Origin of the sequence: Cohnella sp. GCM10027633, assembly GCF_042675445.1 — a bacterium.
GTDB lineage: Bacteria > Bacillota > Bacilli > Paenibacillales > Paenibacillaceae > Cohnella.
In genome coordinates this window covers 37,632-56,125 of sequence record NZ_JBHTGV010000007.1, presented here as the reverse complement: position 1 = coordinate 56,125, position 18,494 = coordinate 37,632, and the positions used below count along the sequence as shown (strand labels likewise).

The window sequence follows — 18,494 nt, the reverse complement described above, 5'->3', positions numbered from 1 at the left end:
TTTCTTGTTATTCTCATTTTTGGAGGTGCGATTCGACGCATATGATCAAAAAATTAATAGCGACCGGGTTAAGCTTGGCGATTCTATTCTCGCTCTTTTCCTTTCAGGCATCGGCCGTGACCATCGATCGGTTCGGGGAAACGATCGCCAGCGCTAACGGTCGCGTATACGCCATCCAGAAGGATGGGAGTCTGTGGTTCTGGGGAAAAGGAACGTTTAACGATTCCGCGGGAGACCAATCCCCCGAACGCGCCAATATTACCAAGTTAATGGACGATGTAATCGGGGTATATGGCAATTGGTGGAACGGCTTTGCCATTAAATCCGATCATAGCATGTGGGCTTTCGATGATCTTGGACAAGCGGTAAAGGTGATGGACGATGTGCTGGAAGTAACGAATACGTATACCCAGTGGATCGCTCTGAAAACGGACGGAACGGTATGGAGAGGCAACTTGCACGGGGTTTCTAAACCTAAAAAAATAATATCCGGCGTTGTCCGGATCAGCGGCGGCATTGGATCTTTCTATGCAGTGAAGGAAGATGGAACGTTATGGGGTTGGGGAAAAAACTACTCGGGAGAATTGGGAGTCAAAACGAAGAGCCCGGATGTATTCACGCCCATTCTAATCATGAAGGACGTTGCGTCGGTTCATGGAGCCGGCTCGGACGCTTATGCGATTAAGAAGGACGGTTCGCTATGGGGTTGGGGCGATAGCGGTGGCCTTATCTTCACGGGGAAAGACGAAACGTGGGCATTCGATCCTTATAAAGACGGAAGCCAGAGCGTCGTAACCTCTCGGTTCACGCCATCCAAGTTGATGAATAACGTTCTGAAAATCGACGGAAGAAACCATTTGGCGGTCGTTAAAAAAGACGGAACGTTATGGCTATGGGGAAACAATTCCGATGGGCAATTAGGCGACGGCTCGCAGACCTCGAGATTTACGCCGCAAAAGGCGCTTGACGGTGTCGTCGACGTAACGGCGGAAGGAGCTTATACCATCGCTTTGAAGTCGGACGGCACGCTTCTGGGATTCGGTACGAATGCAGCCGGCGAGCTTGGGCTCGGTTCTTTCGACTACGACCCGCATCCAGAGCCGATTCGGTTAATGGACAACATCGCGATATCCGGAACCGAATCCTCTTTCCCATCCTCATGGGTAAATCATGTCGCTGACTTGGAGCAAGTGGAGCCGGTTCGGTTATCCATGCCGCCTTTTAAATACTATTTAAGCCCATTGATAGATGCTAGCGCCGCGGAGAATAAAATAATAAAAATGACATTAAAGCAGAGTTCGGTCAAGACCATCCCGATTGTCCGGAACGATTCCGCTGCCTTGCAGGCCTCCGAATATGTGGTGCCTAATCCCTTCCAATATATTAAAGGCAATCTGCCTCAAGGTATTCCGACCGAATATAAGGGAGAAATGTTGGTCCAAGCCATTAAAGGCAGTCATAATGTCATTCTAATCTACGGATTGAACTTCGGCGAGAATAGATATCTCGTCGTTCTGGACAAAGCAATGACTAAGATCGTGAAAGCGTATGATTTCATCGACTATGCAATCGCGCCCGATTATGTCAAAGCGGATTACGATTATATTTATCAGCGGGTTCGTTGGGCAGCAGTCGAGAACGGGATACTCTATGTGTCTCATAGTCACATGACCTATGCCAAAAGCTCGAAAGGATTAAATGGCTACATCACGGCGATTCGCCTCTCCGATAATAAAATGTTGTGGAGAACGGCTCCGCTCGTAAGCAATACGAGGAATTTTCAAATTTCGGGAGATGTCATCCTATCCGGATACGGGTTCACAGCCGAGAAGGATTACCTGTATCAGATTAACAAACGGACAGGCAAAGTGTTGGAGAAAATAACGCTGAAGGATGATCCGGATAACATCGATAAACAAAAGAACGGCTTTCTCGTTTATGGGTACTCCCATCTTACTAGTTTTCTGATCCGTTAATTAAGGCACCTGTTACCGTCATCCAGTCGGTAACAGGTGCCTATTCGCTTGTATCGCTATGCCGACCGGTACACCCGCGCCTCGTACGGACGCAGCTCCAGCTTCGCCACGGATCCGACCGCGGCGTCGTCGTAGTTGGAGATGATCAGCTCCGCCTCGCCGTCGGTGAGCATCGGCTCCGGCAGCACGAACGCCGCTTCCTCCGCGGAGAAATTCAGGACGACGAGCCACTTCTCTCCTTCCAACGAGCGCGTATAGGCGTACACCTGCTCATGCGCTTCGTCCACGATCTCGTAATCGCCGTAGATTAGAATCGGATTCTCCTTGCGAAGCTTAATCAAGCGTTGGTAATAGCGGAAGATCGAGTCCGGATCCCGCAGCGACTCCTCCGCGTTAATGTCCGGATAGTTCGGATTGACGGCGAGCCACGGCGTGCCCGTCGTGAACCCGGCCTGCTCGCTCGCGTCCCACTGCATCGGCGTGCGCGCGTTGTCGCGCCCTTTGGCGTAGATCGACGCCATGACCTGCTCCACCGGACGACCGTGTTCGTGAACCGCCTCGCGGTAATAGTTCAGCGTCTCGACGTCCTTATACTCGTCGATCGACGCGAACTTCACGTTCGTCATGCCGAGCTCCTCGCCTTGGTAGACGTACGGCGTCCCCTGCAACGTATGGTTGAACGTCGCGAGCAGCTTCGCCGAGCGCTTGCGGAACGCCGCGGAATCGTCGCCGAACCGCGACACGACGCGCGGCTGGTCGTGGTTGTTCAGGTAGAGGCTGTTCCAGCCTTTGCCGTTCAGCCCGTACTGCCACTTGCTCGTGACCGCCTTCAGGTCGGCGAGCCGCCACGGCTTCACGTTCCACTTGCCGCCCTCGCCGGAATCGATGTCCATCGACTCGAACTGGAACACCATGTTGACCTCGCGGTTGTCCGGGTCCGTGAAGCGGACGGCCTCCTCCGGCGTCACGCCGGGCATCTCGCCGACGGACATCGCGTCGTACCCCGACAGCGTCCGCTCGTTCATCTCGCGCATGAATTCATGAATGCGAGGGCCGTTCATGAAGAACTCCCCGCCCCATGCGTAGCGCCCGTCTCCCACGCTCGGCAAGCCGTCCGCCTTGGAGATGCAGTTGATGACGTCCATTCGGAAGCCGTCGATTCCCTTATCCAGCCAGAACCTCATCATCTTGTACACTTCGTCCCGAAGCTTAGGATTCTCCCAGTTCAGATCGGGCTGCTTCTTCGTGAACAGGTGCAAGTAATATTCGTCCGTCGCCTCGTCGTACTGCCACGCGGAGCCGCCGAAGAACGACACCCAGTTGTTCGGCTCCGTCCCGTCCGGCTTGCCCGGCCGCCAGATGTAGTAATCGCGGTACGGATTGTCCTTGGACTTGCGCGACTCCTCGAACCAGCGATGCTCGTCGGACGAATGGTTCACGACGAGGTCCATGATCAGCTTGATGCCGCGGACGTGCAGCCCTTCGAGCAGCGCCTCCCAGTCGGCCATCGTGCCGAATTCGTTCATGATCGCTTCGTAATCGCTAATGTCGTACCCGTTGTCGTCGTTCGGCGACTTGTACACGGGGCTCAGCCAGACGATGCCGATGCCGAGCTCCTTCAAATAATCGAGCTTGCTAATAATGCCCGGAATGTCGCCGACCCCGTCGCCGTCGCTGTCCTTGAAGCTGCGGGGGTAGATCTGATAGACGACTTCCTCCTGCCAGAACGCGCCCTTCCTCATGCCGATTCTCCCTCCGACTCCCCGATCGCGACCGTGCGCTTCAGCTCGTGCGAGCGAACGATCGCTTCTAGCACGCGCTGGTTCTCGTAGCCGGCCATGAAGTCCGGCAATCCGTCCGCCGGCTCGCCGTCCAGCAGCCGCGCGAAGTCCGCCCATTGCGACAACCTGATGGCGTAAGGCACGTTCAGAATCCGCTCCACCCGCTCGCCGGTGTCCGGGTCGCGATGGATCCATACGAGCCGATCCGGACGCTCGGTGCTGGCATGAATCGTGCCGTTGTCTCCGTAGAGCGAGATTTCGTGCTGATTGCCGGATCCGATCGCGTTGCGCGTCGTCTGGAAGATGCCGACCGCGCCGTTCTTCATCACGGCCTGGAAGCAGGCCAGGTCGTCTACCTCGACGCGAACCGGCGCGCCCGTCGCAGGGTCCTTCCGCTCGGCGACGAGCGTCTGCAGCCGCGCGGATAGCTCCTCGAACGGGCCGATCAAGTAGTGCGCCATATCGATCATATGCGCGCCGAGATCCCCGAGCGTACCGGTGCCCGTCACGTTCTTATCGAACCGCCAGACGAACGGAACGCCGCATTCCTCCGCTCCCCATTCCTGCAAGTATTGAGAGGAGAAATGCCGGACCGCTCCGATACGGCCCTCCTGCAGCAACTGCCTCGCGTACCGGAAAGCCGGCGTGTAGCGATAACTGAAGCCGATCATCGCCGGCACGGGGGCGTCCGCATACAAGCCGCGTACCCGCTCCGCCTCCTCCATCGTCATGACGAACGGTTTTTCCGACAGGAACGGCTTGCCCGCTTGCACGCATAGCGCCATAATCTCGGCATGCACGACGTTCGGCGTGACGGAGATGACCGCGTCGACCTCCTCGCAGGCGATAAGATCGCGATAATCCGAGAAGCGATTGTCCGACGCGACCCCAAGCCTGGCTCCGAAGCTCTCAAGCGCGGACGCGCTCACGTCGCACAAGGCCGTAACCTTCGTCCTCGGCGCATGATTCATAAGCCCCTCGACGTGCGCGTTAGCCATGCCGCCGAGTCCGATTATTCCGATGCGGTGAATCTTCCCCGTCATGATTATTGCCCCTTTCCCGATACCGATGCGATCTTCTCGAGCGGTTCTACGCGACCGTAGCCGACTTCCGCTCCATGCGTGGGCGCCGCCCATTGCACGGCGTTGGAGATGACGCGAAGCACGTCTGGATGGTAATACGTCGGGAACGTCTCGTGGCCGGGACGGAAGTAGAACAGCTTGCCGCGCCCCCGCCTGTAGCAACAGCCGCTTCGGAAAATCTCGCCCCCCTCGAACCAAGAGACGAACACGAGCTCGTCGGGAGCCGGAATCTCGAACCGTTCGCCGTACATTTCCTCCTGCGCGATCTCGATGTATTCGCCGAGGCCGCTCGCGATCGGATGGCCGTGCTCCACGACCCACAGCCGCTCCTTCTCCCCGTCGTCCCGCCATTTCAGCGCGCCCGTTTTCGTACCGAGCAGCGTTTGGAAAATTTTCGACCCGTGTCCGGAATGCAGGACGATCAGCCCCATGCCGTCCAGCACCCGGTCGCGCACGCGCGCCACGATATCGTCCCGCACTTCGTCGTGGGCCATGTGACCCCACCAGATCAAGACGTCGGTAGCCGCCAATACCTCCTCCGTCAGGCCGTGGTCGGGATCGTCGAGAACCGCGGTTCTCACCTCGAGCGCGTCGTGCTGTATGAGATGGCTGGCAATCGCATGATGAATCCCTTGCGGATAGATGCTCGCGACTTGCGAGTTCTGGCGTTCGTGCCTGTATTCGTTCCATACGGTTACGTTAAGAGCGGCCAATTCGTTCGTCCCCCTTGGGTTCGTCTTCCTCCCCAGTATAGGACGTGATACAATCGTTAGGAATGTCGGATAGAGACGCGGTTTGTACGATAACGACTTATGGAGGAGGCCGCCGAGTGCTCGCCGTGAATATGAACATCGTACCGCAGATCCGGCTGATCGGGTTCGTGCGCTACCAGACCCCGTGGATCCACTTCAAGCGGAATGTCGACGAATACATGCTGTATTTCATTAAGAGCGGGGAGCTTCATCTACGGGAGGACGGGAAAGAGTACGTGCTGCGCAGGGGCGACGTGTTCGTGCTGGAGCCGAATCTCGACCACGAAGGCACCGCGAAGCACGCGTGCGACTATTATTACGTTCACTTCGACCATGCCGATATCGAGCCACGCGAGATTAACGACATAGCGGCGCTGGCCCGGCGCGTCATCCTTGAGGAGGGCGTGGCGGACGACGACGCGGAGCTGAACATCTGCCACTTCGGCAAGCACTTCGCGCTTGCGGGCAAGTCCGCGCTGCAGCAGGCGTTCCATACTATGGACGAGCTGCTCGGGCTCTACTATCGCAAGCGCTACAACCGCAACCTGACCGCGCTTCGGTTCTCCCAACTGCTGATCGAGTGGTCCCGCGAGCACTTGGCCCAAGCGCTCCGCGACGCCGGCGGCAAGGAAACGAAGTCGTTCCTGAAGGTGCGCGCGCTTCTCGACCACATCCACCACCACTACGTGGACAAGCTCTCGAGCGAGGACGTCGAGCGCTTGTTCGAGTGCAACTTCGACTATATGAACCGGATTTTCAAGCGAACGACCGGCTATCCGATCGTCCAATACGTCAATAAGGTCAGGATCGACCGCGCCAAGGAGCTCATTCAGGCGACGAACCTGAGCATGGGCGAGATCGGATACCTGACCGGATTGAACGACCCGTATTACTTCAGCAAAGTATTCAAGAAGCACGTCGGCGTATCGCCGCAGCAGTACCAACGCTCAATCGCCGGCGAGCAGCGCGTCGATGGCCGTTGAGGCTTCGTCCAGCGCTTCCTTGACGTCCGCGCCCTCCACGAAGACGCTCTCTATCGCTTGTTTGTAGAGAAGCTCGATCTCGTTCCACTGCGGAATCGCCGGGCGGAAGAACGCTTCGTCGATTCCTTCGAGATACGGCCCGATGTACGGCGTGCTCGTGCTCGTTCCCGCTCCCGCGTCGTGCGCCGCCTGCATCGCGTTCACGTTCGTCGGGATCAGTCCCGCCGCGAACATCGACGCCTGCGTCTCCTTGCGCGTCATCCAGCGGATGAACGCCCACGCCTCCTCCTTCGCCTTCGTGCCCTTCGTCATGACGAGGCTCTCCCCGCCGACGATCGAACCGTACGCCCCGTCCGTCGGGAACGGAACGGGAATCGTCGCTTCCATCAGATCGACGTCCAAGCTGGCTGCGTTCATGAGAATGCTGTAATACCAAGGCCCTTCGTCGATCATCAGGATCTGGTCGCCGTCGTATACGCCTTTCCATTGATCCCCCAGGCCGTCTAGCAGATGCGGATTGATAACCCCCTCGCGGAAAAGACGGACGAGCGTCTCCACCGCGCGAACGCTCCCCTCGCTGTTCAAATACCCGTTCGTGCGCGTAAAACCTTCGTCGGAAAGTTTGCCGCCAAGGCCGAAAAAGTAGGGAAGGCTTCCCCATGGGTCTACACCAGACATGCCGATGACGTAATGGCGGCGCTCCGCCAGCTCCACGACTTCCTTCAGCGTCGCGGGCGGGCGGGACAGCCCGGCTTCTTCCAGCAGCCGGCGGTTGAAGATGGCCGCCTTCGTCGCGATATTGAGCGGCAAGCCGTAGACGTGCTCCCCGAGCCGGTTCGTGTCCAGCATTCGCTCGTGAAGCTGTCCGGCGATCGCCTCGTAATCGGGCATTCGGTCGAGCGGCGCGAGCAAGCCGCTGCTGGCGAACTGCGGCACCCAGCCGTAATCGAGCCGGATCAGGTCCGGCGTCTTATCCGCCGCGGCCCTCGTCATGAGCGCGCCGAGATATGCTTGGTTGGACGCTTGCCGCACCGACTCGATGCGGATGTCCGGGTGCTCCCGCTCGAACGCGGGAATGACCTCTTCCTCGAACACCCGCGTCTCTTCATCGCTGTACGTATGCCAGATGACGACCGTCGTTACGGCCGCGTCGTCGAGCTCCCGAACGTCGTCCTTGTCTTCGATAATGCCCGACTGCAAGCAGCCCGCGAGCAGCAGAAGCGCGCACAACGCGAACATCGCCCTTCTCATGAGTGCGCCTCTCCCCCCTCGGCGTCGTCGAAGCTTCCGGACCCGTGTCGCAGCCGATAGTCGATCGGCGACAGGCCGCAGTTCTTCTTGAACAGCTTGCTGAAGTATTTCACGTCGTTGAAGCCCGCCTGCTCGGCGATGACGTAGATCTTCAGATTCGAATCGGCGAGCAGCCCCTTCGCCTTCTCCAGACGGAGACCGATGACGTAGTCGATGAAGTTGTGCCCCGTCGTCTTCTTGAACAAGACGGAGAAGTAGTTCTTGCTCACGTGGACCGCATCCGCGACCTGCTGCAGCGTAATCGTCTTCAGATCGCGCGAGCCGATGTACGCGAGCGCGCGGCCGATCGGATCTTGATCCGAGGCGCCTTCGTCGGCGCCCCCGCCGGCCGGCTGCCTTGCCTCCGTCGTCGGCTGCGCGAGGGCGTGTCCTCCCGGCGCGGAGGCGGACGCTTGCAGCAGCTCCTTGCACTTGCGCAGCGCGGAGAGAAGATCCTCGGGCTCCAGCGAATGCTTCAGCATATAATCGACGGCGCCCATCTTGAGTCCTTCCCGCACGAACTCGAAGTCGTTATGGCTGCTGACGAGCACGACTTTGCAGGCAGGGTTCAGCTTCATCGCCTCTCGCGACAGCGCGAGGCCGTCCATCATCGGCATCTTGATGTCCGTGATGAGGACGTCGGCCGGCTGCGACAGCATCGTGTCCAGCGCGACGACCCCGTTCGCGTACTCGCCGATGACCTCGAACCCTTCCTTGTTCCAATCGATCAACGCCTTGATGCCGAACCGGATTACCGGCTCGTCATCGACGATCATGACCCGATACATGCGTCTCGCCTCCCGTTCCCGGCTTCGGGTGCAGCACGATCCTCACCGTCGTCCCCCCGGTTTCTCCGCTCGTAACCGTAATCTCGGAGCCGCGATCGTAATAGAGCTCGATGCTCTCGAACACGTGCCGCATCCCGATGCCCGTCTGCCCGGACTGCACCGCCTCTCGCATCGATTCCAAGAGGACGGTCTTCTCGGGCAGGATGCCGATGCCGTTGTCGGTCACCGTCAGGACGACCGATTCCTGCTCCATCCTCGCCTCGATGTCGATGCGGCCGTCGATGTCGAGCGGCACGATGCCGTGGAAGATCGCGTTCTCCACGAGCGGCTGGATCATCATGCGCGGAATGAGGAACGCCGCGGCTTCGGGATCGAGCTCCGCATGGAGCTTGAAGCTCTTGTTGTAGCGAAGCTCGAGAATGGCGAGATACTTCTCGATAATGTCCATCTCTTCCGCGATCGTGAAGAAATTGCCCTTCTTGCCCATGTTCGCCTCGAGCAGCCGGATGAGCGACGAGATGCCCTCGAACGCCCGGCCCTCTTGTCCGTACTTGATAAGCCAGCGCAGCGTACCGAGCGTGTTGAACAGGAAATGCGGATTAATCCGGTGCGTTACCGCGCGCAGCTCGGCGTCCTGCTTCTGCCGTTGCTCCGCCGACACCTGCTCCATCAGCCGGTCGATGTCGGCGACCATGCGGTTGAACTGCCGGCTCATGAGGCCGAATTCGTCGTTCGCCTCGATATCGGAGCGGATCGTCAGATCGCCCCGCTGCACGAGCTTCATCTGCTTCGTCAACTGCTTGACCGGCCTCGTGACTCTCCTGGCGATGAATAGCCCGATGGCGATGCCGGCGAGCGTGAACACGATGAACGAGAGCAGAATCTGATTGTGAAGCGTGTCGAGCTTATCCGTGATCTCGTGGACCGGCACCGTTCCGACGATGAGCCAGCCGTTGCTCAGCCGCTGCTTGACCCCGTAGTACGCGGTTCCCTCGCTCTCGTACTCGAATTCGACCTTCGTGTTGCCCGTAATGTTGCGGAGCAGCTCCGGATTGGCGACGATCGTGCCGATATGGTCCCGGTTCGCGTCCACCATGACGCGCCCCGTCTCGTCCACGACGAAGAAGCCGCCGGTCTCTCCGAGCTTCATCCGCTCGATGTTGTCGAGAATCTTCCTGCCGTTCAGGTTGACGAGAATGTAGCCGATCGGGCTCATCGTCCGATAGTCGCTCAATACCCGGCCGATCGGGAGCACCAGCTCCGTATTGTCGCCGCCCCCGCTGAAGCGGTCCTCCTGCAGCCCTCTCCAGACGAGGCCGCCGGCTTTCCGCTTCGCCTCCTTCACCCAGTCGAGCGCTTCGATGTCGGCCTGCGCCAGCTTCACCTTCGAGAACGTTCCGCTTCCCCAGCTGTTGTTCCGATCCTTCAGCACGTAGACGATGTTAATGAACGAGCTCGTGTAGACGAGATTGTTAAGGAAGCTCTTCAAGTACTCCTCGTTATCGAGCCAGACTTTCAAGTCTTCGGCGCTCGATTGTCCCTGCGTCGACACGAGCTGCTGAATGCGCAAGTCGTTCGAGATGAGGTCGGCGACGTCGCTGCCGGCGTTGAAGATGAACGACAGGGAATCGGCCGCCTGCTGGGCGATTTGCACGGACGATTCCCTCACGTTGGATTTCACCGTGCTATTGGATACGACGTAGAAGGAAGCGCTCGTGAACAACGTCGGCAGCAGGATGACGACGACGAACGCGACGATCATTTTCGTGGCGAACCGGTTGAAGATGCGAATGTTGCCGATCACGGCGCTCCCCCCTTGCTGTCTCTATTGTACACTAGCGGACCGTTTCGTTCCGACTGGCTTAACGTTACGGCATCGCCTTATTTACTCATTGCCGGCTTCTCTCTGTGCAATAGCACGATGCCGTAACGCTAGCCGCTTCGCATTCGAAGTTTCCGCGGTTCACGGAGCGGATTAGCGTTATCCCATCGACTTATTCCATTCGTCTCGAGGCTGACCATGGCGTATAGCGCTATTACGTAACGCTAAGGCCCGCCGAACGCCGACTCACCCCGCACCTGCACCGCCCGGCTCATTCACCGCCGCCCTCGCCTAACGCCGGAAAAAGACACCGCCCGAGAGCGATGCCTTCCCCGATCTTATTTGCCGTTCGCGGCGCGCCATGCGTCGACTTGCTTCTGCGCTTCGGCGATGACCGCGTCCGCTCCCGCTGCCTTCAGCTTCTCGATGAACTTCGGCAAGTTTTTCGCCGGATCCATCTGGCCCGACTTGATGCCGTCCTCGAATTCCTTCTTCACGTTGTCGATGGAGATGAGCTGGTTCTGCACCGGCGCGGAGTCGAAGACGAAGCCGAACAGGCGCGATTGCTTCTGGGCGATCAATTGGTTGAAGCTCTCGTAGTTCTTGTACTTGTTCGGGTCTTCGCCGACTCTCGTATAGTTCAGCATTTGGTTGCCGATCTGCCACATGATGTCGTGGTAGAACCCGACGTTCTCTTGCGCTTTGCCGTCCGGCAATGCGACTTGGCCGTCCTTGAGGACGAAGTGGGTGCCCTCGACGCCGAAGTTGAACAGCGTCAGCAGCTTCTGGTCCTTGAAGAACAGGTTAAGCAGCATCATCGCGCGAGCCGGGTCCCCGGACGTCTTGGAGATCGCCTGCATCGTCGCGGTCAGCTTGCCGGTCTGCAGCCGGTCCGTGTTCATCGGCACTTGGACGATCTCTATGCCGGTCTGCGCGCTTCTGCTCGGCATCGGCTTCGGTTCGCCCAGGTTGGAGTCGGCGACGATCTCCATGTCCGCCATCGTCGCGAACGCCTTCTTCGCCTTGAACTTCTGCCAGATGTCGAGGCCTTGCGTCGTTCCGTCCTTGTTCACGTAGCCGGCTTGGAACCAGTCGCGCGTCAGTTGAGCCAGCTCTTGGAAGCGCGGCATCTCGTACTTCGACGTCACGGCGAAGTTGGAAGCGTCCGAATTCGCGTCGATGCCGAAGCCGCCGATCACTTCATCGAGCGAGCTCGAGCCGAAGTACGCGTCGAGCGGCCAAGCCGGTCCGACGAACGGCGTAACGCCGGGCTCCTTCTCCTTGATCGTCTGGAGCATCGGCTCGAGATCCTTCAGGTTACCGGACTTCAGCACGCTCAGGTCGAAGCCGTACTTGTCGACGAGCTCCTTGTTGAAGGCGATGCCTTGCTGGTTGCCGAGCTCTTGGTGTGTGTGGATGCCGTACAGCTTGCCTTGGCGGCGGGCGGCGTCATGGAAGTCCTTCTCCAGCGCCAGGATGTCTTGCCCGTATTGGTTGACGAGATCGTCGAGCGGCAGCAGGCCGCCCTTGTTCACCTGCGTCTCGAAGCCGAGCCAGCCGGCCGTGAAGAGGAGGTCGAACTTGTCGCCGGATGCCATCATCAGGTTCGTCTTGTCGCCCCACGAGCCCCAGTCGATCGGATTCAGCTTGACGGTCACGTTCATGTCCGGATACGTGCTGGCGAGATACTCGTTGATCGCTTCCTGCACGACGCCGTCTTCCTTCTGCGGCGCGTCCGGATACACCATGACGACTTCGTACGGCTCGAGCGCCTTCGGCGCTTCGGACGGCGACGCGCTCGGAGACGCGGATGCCGATGCGCCCGGAGAATTCGAAGCGCTCGGAGAGCTCGCGGCGTTATTGCCGTTGTCGTTCGAACATGCCGCCAGCGTTAATCCGGCCGCCAACAGCGTCGATACGGCGAGGGTGGAGCTTTTGCGTAATTTTGTCACAGTATTGCCCCCTTAGGATGATTGCTTCGCTCGTGCTTCTATCGCTTAACCGGCAATGCCGGGATCAGCCTTTCACTGCGCCTACGGTAAGGCCTTTGACGAAATACTTCTGAAGGAACGGGAACACGAGCGAGATCGGAAGGATCGCCAGCATCGCCATCGCCATTCGGATCGATTCGAGCGGCGGCGTCACGTTCGCGACTTGGCTGTACGCCTTGTTCGCGATCGCTTGCAGGAACAGCGCGTTCATCAGCGTCTTGTTCAGGAAGTATTGCAGCGTGTATAGCTTCTCGTTGTTAATGAACACCAAGCTCGTAAACCAATCGTTCCAATACGACACCGTTACGAAGAGGCCGATGGTCGCCAGAACGGGCAAGGATAACGGCAGAATAATGCTGAAATACGTGCGGTATTCGCTCGCGCCGTCGATCTGCGCGGAGTCGATGAGCGAGGGCGGAATGCTGTTCGCGAAGAACGTCCGCATGATGAAGATGTTAAAACCCCCGATCAGACCCGGAACGATGAGCACGAGCAACGTATCCTGCAGGTGGAACATTCGCGTATAGACCAGATACCATGGCAGCAGGCCGCCGCTGAACAGCATCGTGAAGAACACGTAGAAGCTGAGGAACCCTTTTAACGGAAAGTCTCTGCGCGAAAGCGTGTACGCCATCGCAGAAGTCGCGAACAGGCTGGCCGCCGTGCCGGCGATCGTGACGAGAATCGATACCCCGAACGCCCTGGCGATCGTCTGGGCGTCATGCTTCAAGTAGGAATAAGCCGTGAAGTCGAGGTTGTTCGTCCAGAAGCGGTAGCCGTACGTGCTGATGTCGTTCTCGCTGGAGAGCGACACCATGAAGATCAGCCAGAGCGGAATCAAGCAGGCCAAGCTGAAAATAAGCAAGAAGATCATGACGATCGGATTCGTGCGTCGGTTCTGTTCCATCTGTCTCTCCCTCCTAGAACAGCGCGTTATCTTGGCTGAATCTCTTGACGATGCGGTTCACCGAGATGACGAGAACGAAGCCGACGACGCTCTGCAGCAAGCCCGCCGCGGATGCGAGTCCGGTATCCCCCGTCACCAGGAGCGCGTTGTACACGTACGTATCGATAACCTCGGTCGTGCTCTTGAGCATGCCGGAAGCCATCGTCGCTTGATAGAACAAGCCGAAGTCGGCATTGAAGATTCGGCCGATCGCGAGCAGCGTCAGTATGATGATGACCGGCATAATAAGCGGAATTGTAATCTTGGTCATCTGCTTCCACTTGCTCGCCCCGTCGATGCGCGCCGCTTCGTAATACTCGTGGTCGATGCCGACGATCGCCGCCAAGTACACGACGGCCAAGTATCCGACCGACTTCCACGTGTTCACGATCGTCAGAATGTAAGGCCAGTAGCCGGGTTCGGCATACCAGGCGATCGGATCGCGGCCTAGCGGCTCCAATATCGACTTGTTGAGGAAGCCGAGCTCCGGGTTCAGGAAGCCGTACACGAGGTAGCCGACGATGACCATCGAGATGAAGTGCGGCAACAGCATCGTACTCTGGAAAAACTTCGATAGAATCCGGTTCTTCACGTCGTTGAGCAGCACCGCGAGCAAGACGGCGAGCACGGTATTGATGACGAGGAAGGAGAAATTGTACAACAGCGTGTGCTTGATGATCATCCATGCGTCGTTCGAAGCGAACATGAACTTGAAGTTGTCGAAGCCGACCCAGTCGCTGCCGAAGATGCCCTTCGTGTAGTTCAGGTTCTTGAAGGCGAGGAAGATGCCGAACATCGGCAAGTAATTGTTGACGAATAGCAAAGCGAAGCCGGGCAGCGCGAGAACGAACAGCGCCCTGTACTTCCATACCGTCTGCAGGATCGTCCTTCGCGGACCGGCGCTCGCGAGGCGAGCCTGCGTCGTCGCTAATTTGCTTGTAGCCATGGGTTGCTCCTTACCGCGTTGCGTGTGATAGTTCAATTATCAGGCGGAGCGCACGCTCATGAAACCGCTTTAAATTCGATGTGGGTGTACTATTTCAAGCACAATCGGGGCGATTCAACGGGGAGGGTGGATTTTATTACGGAGTTGCGGGGAGGAACGGGAAAGAGTGCACCATCGGGGCGGATCCGCGGTGGATAAGGGAGAATAGCGCCGGGTACGGTCGGGGAATTCCCCGGGTAGAAGTTCGGGGAATCGCGCGGGCGAATTCGGAGCTTCCCCCGATGGGAAGGTGTGGAAGCTTATGGTAGGATAAGAATGTAACAAGACGATCTTATGGTTCATAAGCGAAGGAGCTGCCGCTATGTCGTTAACGAAACGCATCGCCATACCCGCAATGGCTATTCTCGGTCTATGCATTCCCTATATGGCCTCCGCCCACGTCAAATGGTTCACGGGCTTACCGCCGGTCAAAGAATCGATCGAACATATTCTGTCGCCGTTCTTCCTGACGACGGCGCTCCTGACCGCCGCCCTGCTCGCGGTTCTGACGCAGCTGCTGCCTCTCCTCATGCGCGTGCCGGCGTTGACTCGCCTGGACCGCACCGTAGAGAACTGGCGAGCGCTGTCGTATCCGCTGCTTCGTTACGGCACCGCGATCGGCCTCGCTTGGGGAGCGCTCGAAGGCACGCTGCTTGCGCCCGAGTTCGAGCTCCACGGCACCGCGCTTACGATCGTCGTCTGGGCGGCGGCCGCCTTGCTGGTCGTCCCGCACCACTATGCGACGAAGGCTGGCGCTCTCGCGCTGATCGGCTTGTTCGTCTACGGCATCGCCGAATACGGCTTGTTCCACCTTCTCGACTACGGCTTCTACGTCGCCATCGCCGGCGCGCTGCTGCTGGAGCGTACCCGCTGGCAGGCGTGGGCGTTCCCTGCGCTCTACCTCGGCACCGGCTTGTCGCTCTGCTGGGTCGCCGTGGAGAAATGGATCTACCCGAACATGAGCCTCGATATCGTCGCCCATCACGGGGTGCCGACGTTCGGCTTCGCGCCGGGCCCGTTCATCGTCCTGTGCGCGTTCATCGAGTTCGTCGTCGGCTACCTGCTCGTCGTCGGCATTCTGAACCGCGTGCTGTCGATCGTGCTGACGATTATTTTCATCCTGACGACGACGTTGTTCGGCTACACCGAGATCGTGGGCCACTTCATCATCCATATCGTGCTGCTCATCTTCATCATCGAGGGCACGAGCTTCTATAAGCCGCCGGTCGAGATGCATCAGGGCGCGCTGAACCGGGTCGTATTCATCATGCTGAACTTCCTGTTCGTGCTTGCGACGTTCCTGCTCATCTACTATCGGTTCGCGTAGAGCTTCATAGCGCTAGGTTACGAGGAGCACCCTTCGGGGTGCTCTTTTTTGCGTTGCGGAACAGGCTCTTATCTATCTACCATTCGCACAATCAAAGGGGAGGAATGGATGAATAGTATGGTCTTATTAGGTATAAGGAGGAGTCGAGTTTGAATTCGAACGATAAGGAAGAGTGTTCCTGTCGTCAATCTCCTTGCGAGTGCGACGAGAATGCGGAGAAAGTGGAAGTAATGGGGCACAAGGGTCCAAAATGCGACGATGACGACAAAGAGAAGTGCTGCCGAAGAGGCAAACGGGGAAAAAGAGGGAAGCGCGGAAAACGCGGCAAGCGGGGCAAACGGGGGCATCGCGGTCCCATCGGGCCGGCGGGAGCTCCTGGCGCGGATGGTGCTGACGGTGCCGACGGCGCGGATGGCGCGACGGGCGCCACGGGGGCCACAGGAAATGGCATCACTGGCGGCACTGGCGCAAGTGGCGCTACTGGGGTTACAGGAGCGACGGGCGCAACAGGAACGACCGGAGCTACCGGCTTCACTGGCGCGGATGGCGCTACCGGAGCAACGGGTACGACGGGAACAACCGGAGCGACAGGATCTTTGGCGACGGGAGACTTCCTCTTTAACGTCATCGGGGAATCCGGATCGGCGACCGTAAGGTTCGGCGAGAACTTGATCTTCGTATCGGACACGCTCGATATCGAAGTGACGGAAGGCTCCGCGATCGTGCGAATCGAGCACCTCACTCCGACGGGAGCAACGGGTTCAACAGGAGAGACCGGAGCAACTGGTGCGACGGGTCCAACAGGCGCGGATGGTGCAACGGGCGCTACTGGCGCGACCGGTGACGCTGGCGCGGATGGTGCAACAGGAGCGACTGGCGCAACCGGTGACGCTGGCGCGGATGGTGCAACAGGAGCGACTGGCGCGACCGGTGACGCTGGCGCGGATGGTGCAACAGGAGCGACTGGCGCGACCGGTGACGCTGGCGCGGATGGTGCAACGGGCGCTACTGGCGCAACCGGTGACACTGGCGCGGATGGTGCAACGGGCGCTACTGGCGCAACCGGTGACGCTGGCGCGGATGGTGCAACAGGAGCGACTGGCGCAACCGGTGACGCTGGTGCGGATGGTGCAACGGGCGCTACTGGCGCGACCGGTGACGCTGGCGCGGATGGTGCAACGGGCGCTACTGGCGCGACCGGTGACGCTGGCGCGGATGGTGCAACAGGAGCGACTGGTGCAACTGGTGCGACTGGTGCGACCGGAGCGACTGGTGCAACTGGTGCGACTGGTGCGACCGGAGCGACTGGTGCAACTGGTGCGACTGGTGCGACCGGAGCGACTGGCGCTACTGGTGACACTGGAGCAACGGGGCCTACAGGCGCTGATGGGCTTGAAGGTCTGGATGGTGCAGACGGAGCTACGGGCGCAACCGGCGCAACTGGCGCGACGGGTGACACCGGCGCTACCGGCGACACCGGCGCTACTGGAGCTACTGGTGACACCGGCGCTACGGGCGCAACCGGAGCTACTGGAGCTACTGGAGCTACTGGAGCTACTGGAGCTACCGGAGACACTGGCGCGACGGGCGCTACCGGCGACACTGGCGCAACAGGCGCTACCGGCGACACTGGCGCGACGGGCGCTACCGGCGACACTGGCGCTACGGGCGCTACCGGCGACACCGGCGCTACTGGAGCTACCGGAGACACTGGCGCTACGGGCGCTACCGGCGACACCGGCGCTACGGGCGCTACCGGCGACACCGGCGACACTGGCGCTACGGGCGCAACCGGCGACACCGGCGCTACAGGCGCTACTGGTGACACCGGAGCTACGGGCGCAACCGGCGACACCGGAGCTATGGGCGCAACCGGCGACACCGGAGCTACTGGAGCTACCGGGGACACTGGCGCTACGGGCGCTACCGGCGACACTGGCGCAACGGGCGCTACCGGCGACACTGGCGCGACGGGCGCTACCGGCGAGACGGGCGTATTCGACCCCGACCAGCCTCTTTTCACCGTGGAATCCTTAAACGGAACGGGAACGGTAACGCTCGGAGGAACACTACAGTTGCAAACGCAAGGGAACATCAACATTGTCGTCAACGATGATCCCGTTAACCAAATTACGACGGTCAACTTCGATGTGCCGCCGCCGTTCTTGGAATCTTTCGGCTTCTCGGCCTTTACTAGCGCGACGGGCATAAGCGCCACTACGCAATTCGGGAGTTGGTCAACTGCCCCTCCCTATTACAATAACTTCGGCAGCTTCGACACCACAACGGGTACTTTTACCGCCTTTACTCAAGGGGTTTACTCGGTCTATGCGACGATCCCCTACAAGACTCAAGTACCGCAGACGACGCCGTTGGATGAGGACGTGAGTCCTTATGTGTCGGTCAGATTGCTAGGCAGCGGCCAGGAAGTCGTCCTAGGGCGGTTGCCGATCATGGATTTGGAGTTAACCGTGCGAATACTCCTTGGCGAGGCGACCGTAACGCTTGCGGTAGACTTGCTGTTATTCGGCGGCGAACAACTCGGGTTATTCTATGTCGACGATGGATTCACCCAATCGATCGATTTCGGCAATACGGCACCGGGAGTCGTATGGTCCATTAAGCGAGTTGCGGCCTTCTAATAGCCATCAAGATGCCAGACTACTGCTCGGGAGCACCCTTCGGGGTGCTCTTCGTCGTTGGCGCAACACGCTATAAAAGCATCCAATTTATTGGAAAGGTGTCGTATATGCGCTGCGGGCGCGATTTTA

General features: G+C 59.1%; 13 protein-coding genes. 4 read left to right on the top strand and 9 right to left on the bottom strand.

Going from position 1 to position 18,494, the window contains the following annotated elements; genetic code table 11:
- Positions 1 to 41: 41 nt before the first annotated feature.
- Complete coding sequence (locus ACFQZG_RS16950; protein ID WP_378154583.1) at positions 42 to 1,976, top strand: RCC1 domain-containing protein; 1,935 nt, start codon at positions 42 to 44, stop codon at positions 1,974 to 1,976.
- 56 nt (positions 1,977 to 2,032) lie between these two features.
- Here ACFQZG_RS16950 and ACFQZG_RS16945 read toward each other — a convergent pair whose 3' ends face one another.
- From ACFQZG_RS16945 to ACFQZG_RS16935, 3 genes are read right to left on the bottom strand one after another with little or no spacing between them, the layout of a single operon-like run.
- Positions 2,033 to 3,718 (bottom strand): glycoside hydrolase family 13 protein, encoded by a 1,686-nt coding sequence (locus tag ACFQZG_RS16945; protein WP_378154581.1) that lies wholly within the window; start codon positions 3,716 to 3,718, stop codon positions 2,033 to 2,035.
- A complete protein-coding gene (locus ACFQZG_RS16940) occupies positions 3,715 to 4,800 on the bottom strand; it encodes a Gfo/Idh/MocA family protein (protein ID WP_378154579.1) in 1,086 nt (361 codons plus the stop codon). The genes ACFQZG_RS16945 and ACFQZG_RS16940 overlap by 4 nt, the downstream gene beginning before the upstream one ends.
- A gap of 2 nt (positions 4,801 to 4,802) precedes the next feature.
- On the bottom strand, positions 4,803 to 5,552 hold the full coding sequence (locus ACFQZG_RS16935) for a ThuA domain-containing protein (protein ID WP_378154577.1): 750 nt from the start codon (positions 5,550 to 5,552) through the stop codon (positions 4,803 to 4,805).
- A gap of 116 nt (positions 5,553 to 5,668) precedes the next feature.
- Between ACFQZG_RS16935 and ACFQZG_RS16930 the strand changes: the two genes are divergently transcribed.
- Positions 5,669 to 6,574 carry an AraC family transcriptional regulator gene (locus tag ACFQZG_RS16930; protein WP_378154575.1) on the top strand — a complete coding sequence of 302 codons (906 nt, stop codon included), beginning with the start codon at positions 5,669 to 5,671 and terminating at the stop codon, positions 6,572 to 6,574.
- Here ACFQZG_RS16930 and ACFQZG_RS16925 read toward each other — a convergent pair.
- The 6 genes from ACFQZG_RS16925 to ACFQZG_RS16900 all read right to left on the bottom strand — a co-directional run bounded on the left by ACFQZG_RS16925 (position 6,539) and on the right by ACFQZG_RS16900 (position 14,357).
- Complete coding sequence (locus ACFQZG_RS16925) at positions 6,539 to 7,825, bottom strand: extracellular solute-binding protein (RefSeq protein ID WP_378154574.1); 1,287 nt, start codon at positions 7,823 to 7,825, stop codon at positions 6,539 to 6,541. The two genes, ACFQZG_RS16930 and ACFQZG_RS16925, sit on opposite strands and share 36 nt — an antisense overlap.
- Positions 7,822 to 8,652: a response regulator transcription factor gene (locus tag ACFQZG_RS16920; protein WP_378154572.1), complete on the bottom strand. Its 831-nt coding sequence runs from the start codon at positions 8,650 to 8,652 to the stop codon at positions 7,822 to 7,824. The genes ACFQZG_RS16925 and ACFQZG_RS16920 overlap by 4 nt, the downstream gene beginning before the upstream one ends.
- Positions 8,627 to 10,456 carry a cache domain-containing sensor histidine kinase gene (locus ACFQZG_RS16915; RefSeq protein ID WP_378154570.1) on the bottom strand — a complete coding sequence of 610 codons (1,830 nt, stop codon included), beginning with the start codon at positions 10,454 to 10,456 and terminating at the stop codon, positions 8,627 to 8,629. Before ACFQZG_RS16915 ends, ACFQZG_RS16920 begins: the two co-directional genes overlap by 26 nt.
- A gap of 356 nt (positions 10,457 to 10,812) precedes the next feature.
- Positions 10,813 to 12,426: an ABC transporter substrate-binding protein gene (locus ACFQZG_RS16910; protein ID WP_378154568.1), complete on the bottom strand. Its 1,614-nt coding sequence runs from the start codon at positions 12,424 to 12,426 to the stop codon at positions 10,813 to 10,815.
- 64 nt (positions 12,427 to 12,490) lie between these two features.
- A complete protein-coding gene (locus ACFQZG_RS16905) occupies positions 12,491 to 13,372 on the bottom strand; it encodes a carbohydrate ABC transporter permease (protein WP_378154566.1) in 882 nt (293 codons plus the stop codon).
- A gap of 13 nt (positions 13,373 to 13,385) precedes the next feature.
- Positions 13,386 to 14,357 (bottom strand): ABC transporter permease, encoded by a 972-nt coding sequence (locus tag ACFQZG_RS16900; protein WP_378154564.1) that lies wholly within the window; start codon positions 14,355 to 14,357, stop codon positions 13,386 to 13,388.
- Positions 14,358 to 14,718: 361 nt separating this feature from the next.
- On the opposite strand from ACFQZG_RS16900, the gene ACFQZG_RS16895 reads away from it, so the two are divergent.
- Together ACFQZG_RS16895 and ACFQZG_RS16890 are read left to right on the top strand one after the other, a co-directional pair.
- Entirely contained in the window at positions 14,719 to 15,723 is a 1,005-nt protein-coding gene (locus tag ACFQZG_RS16895; protein ID WP_378154562.1) for a hypothetical protein, read from the top strand.
- 230 nt (positions 15,724 to 15,953) lie between these two features.
- Positions 15,954 to 18,365: a collagen-like protein gene (locus ACFQZG_RS16890; protein ID WP_378154560.1), complete on the top strand. Its 2,412-nt coding sequence runs from the start codon at positions 15,954 to 15,956 to the stop codon at positions 18,363 to 18,365.
- Positions 18,366 to 18,494: the final 129 nt, after the last annotated feature.

Excerpts from the sequence above, each read along its gene's own strand:
- ACFQZG_RS16950 (WP_378154583.1), top strand. The coding sequence starts at position 42 with ATGATCAAAAAATTAATAGCGACCGGGTTAAGCTTGGCGATTCTATTC.
- ACFQZG_RS16945 (WP_378154581.1), bottom strand. The coding sequence starts at position 3,718 with ATGAGGAAGGGCGCGTTCTGGCAGGAGGAAGTCGTCTATCAGATCTAC.
- ACFQZG_RS16940 (WP_378154579.1), bottom strand. The coding sequence starts at position 4,800 with ATGACGGGGAAGATTCACCGCATCGGAATAATCGGACTCGGCGGCATG.
- ACFQZG_RS16925 (WP_378154574.1), bottom strand. The coding sequence starts at position 7,825 with ATGAGAAGGGCGATGTTCGCGTTGTGCGCGCTTCTGCTGCTCGCGGGC.
- ACFQZG_RS16920 (WP_378154572.1), bottom strand. The coding sequence starts at position 8,652 with ATGTATCGGGTCATGATCGTCGATGACGAGCCGGTAATCCGGTTCGGC.
- ACFQZG_RS16905 (WP_378154566.1), bottom strand. The coding sequence starts at position 13,372 with ATGGAACAGAACCGACGCACGAATCCGATCGTCATGATCTTCTTGCTT.
- ACFQZG_RS16900 (WP_378154564.1), bottom strand. The coding sequence starts at position 14,357 with ATGGCTACAAGCAAATTAGCGACGACGCAGGCTCGCCTCGCGAGCGCC.
- ACFQZG_RS16895 (WP_378154562.1), top strand. The coding sequence starts at position 14,719 with ATGTCGTTAACGAAACGCATCGCCATACCCGCAATGGCTATTCTCGGT.
- ACFQZG_RS16890 (WP_378154560.1), top strand. The coding sequence starts at position 15,954 with ATGGGGCACAAGGGTCCAAAATGCGACGATGACGACAAAGAGAAGTGC.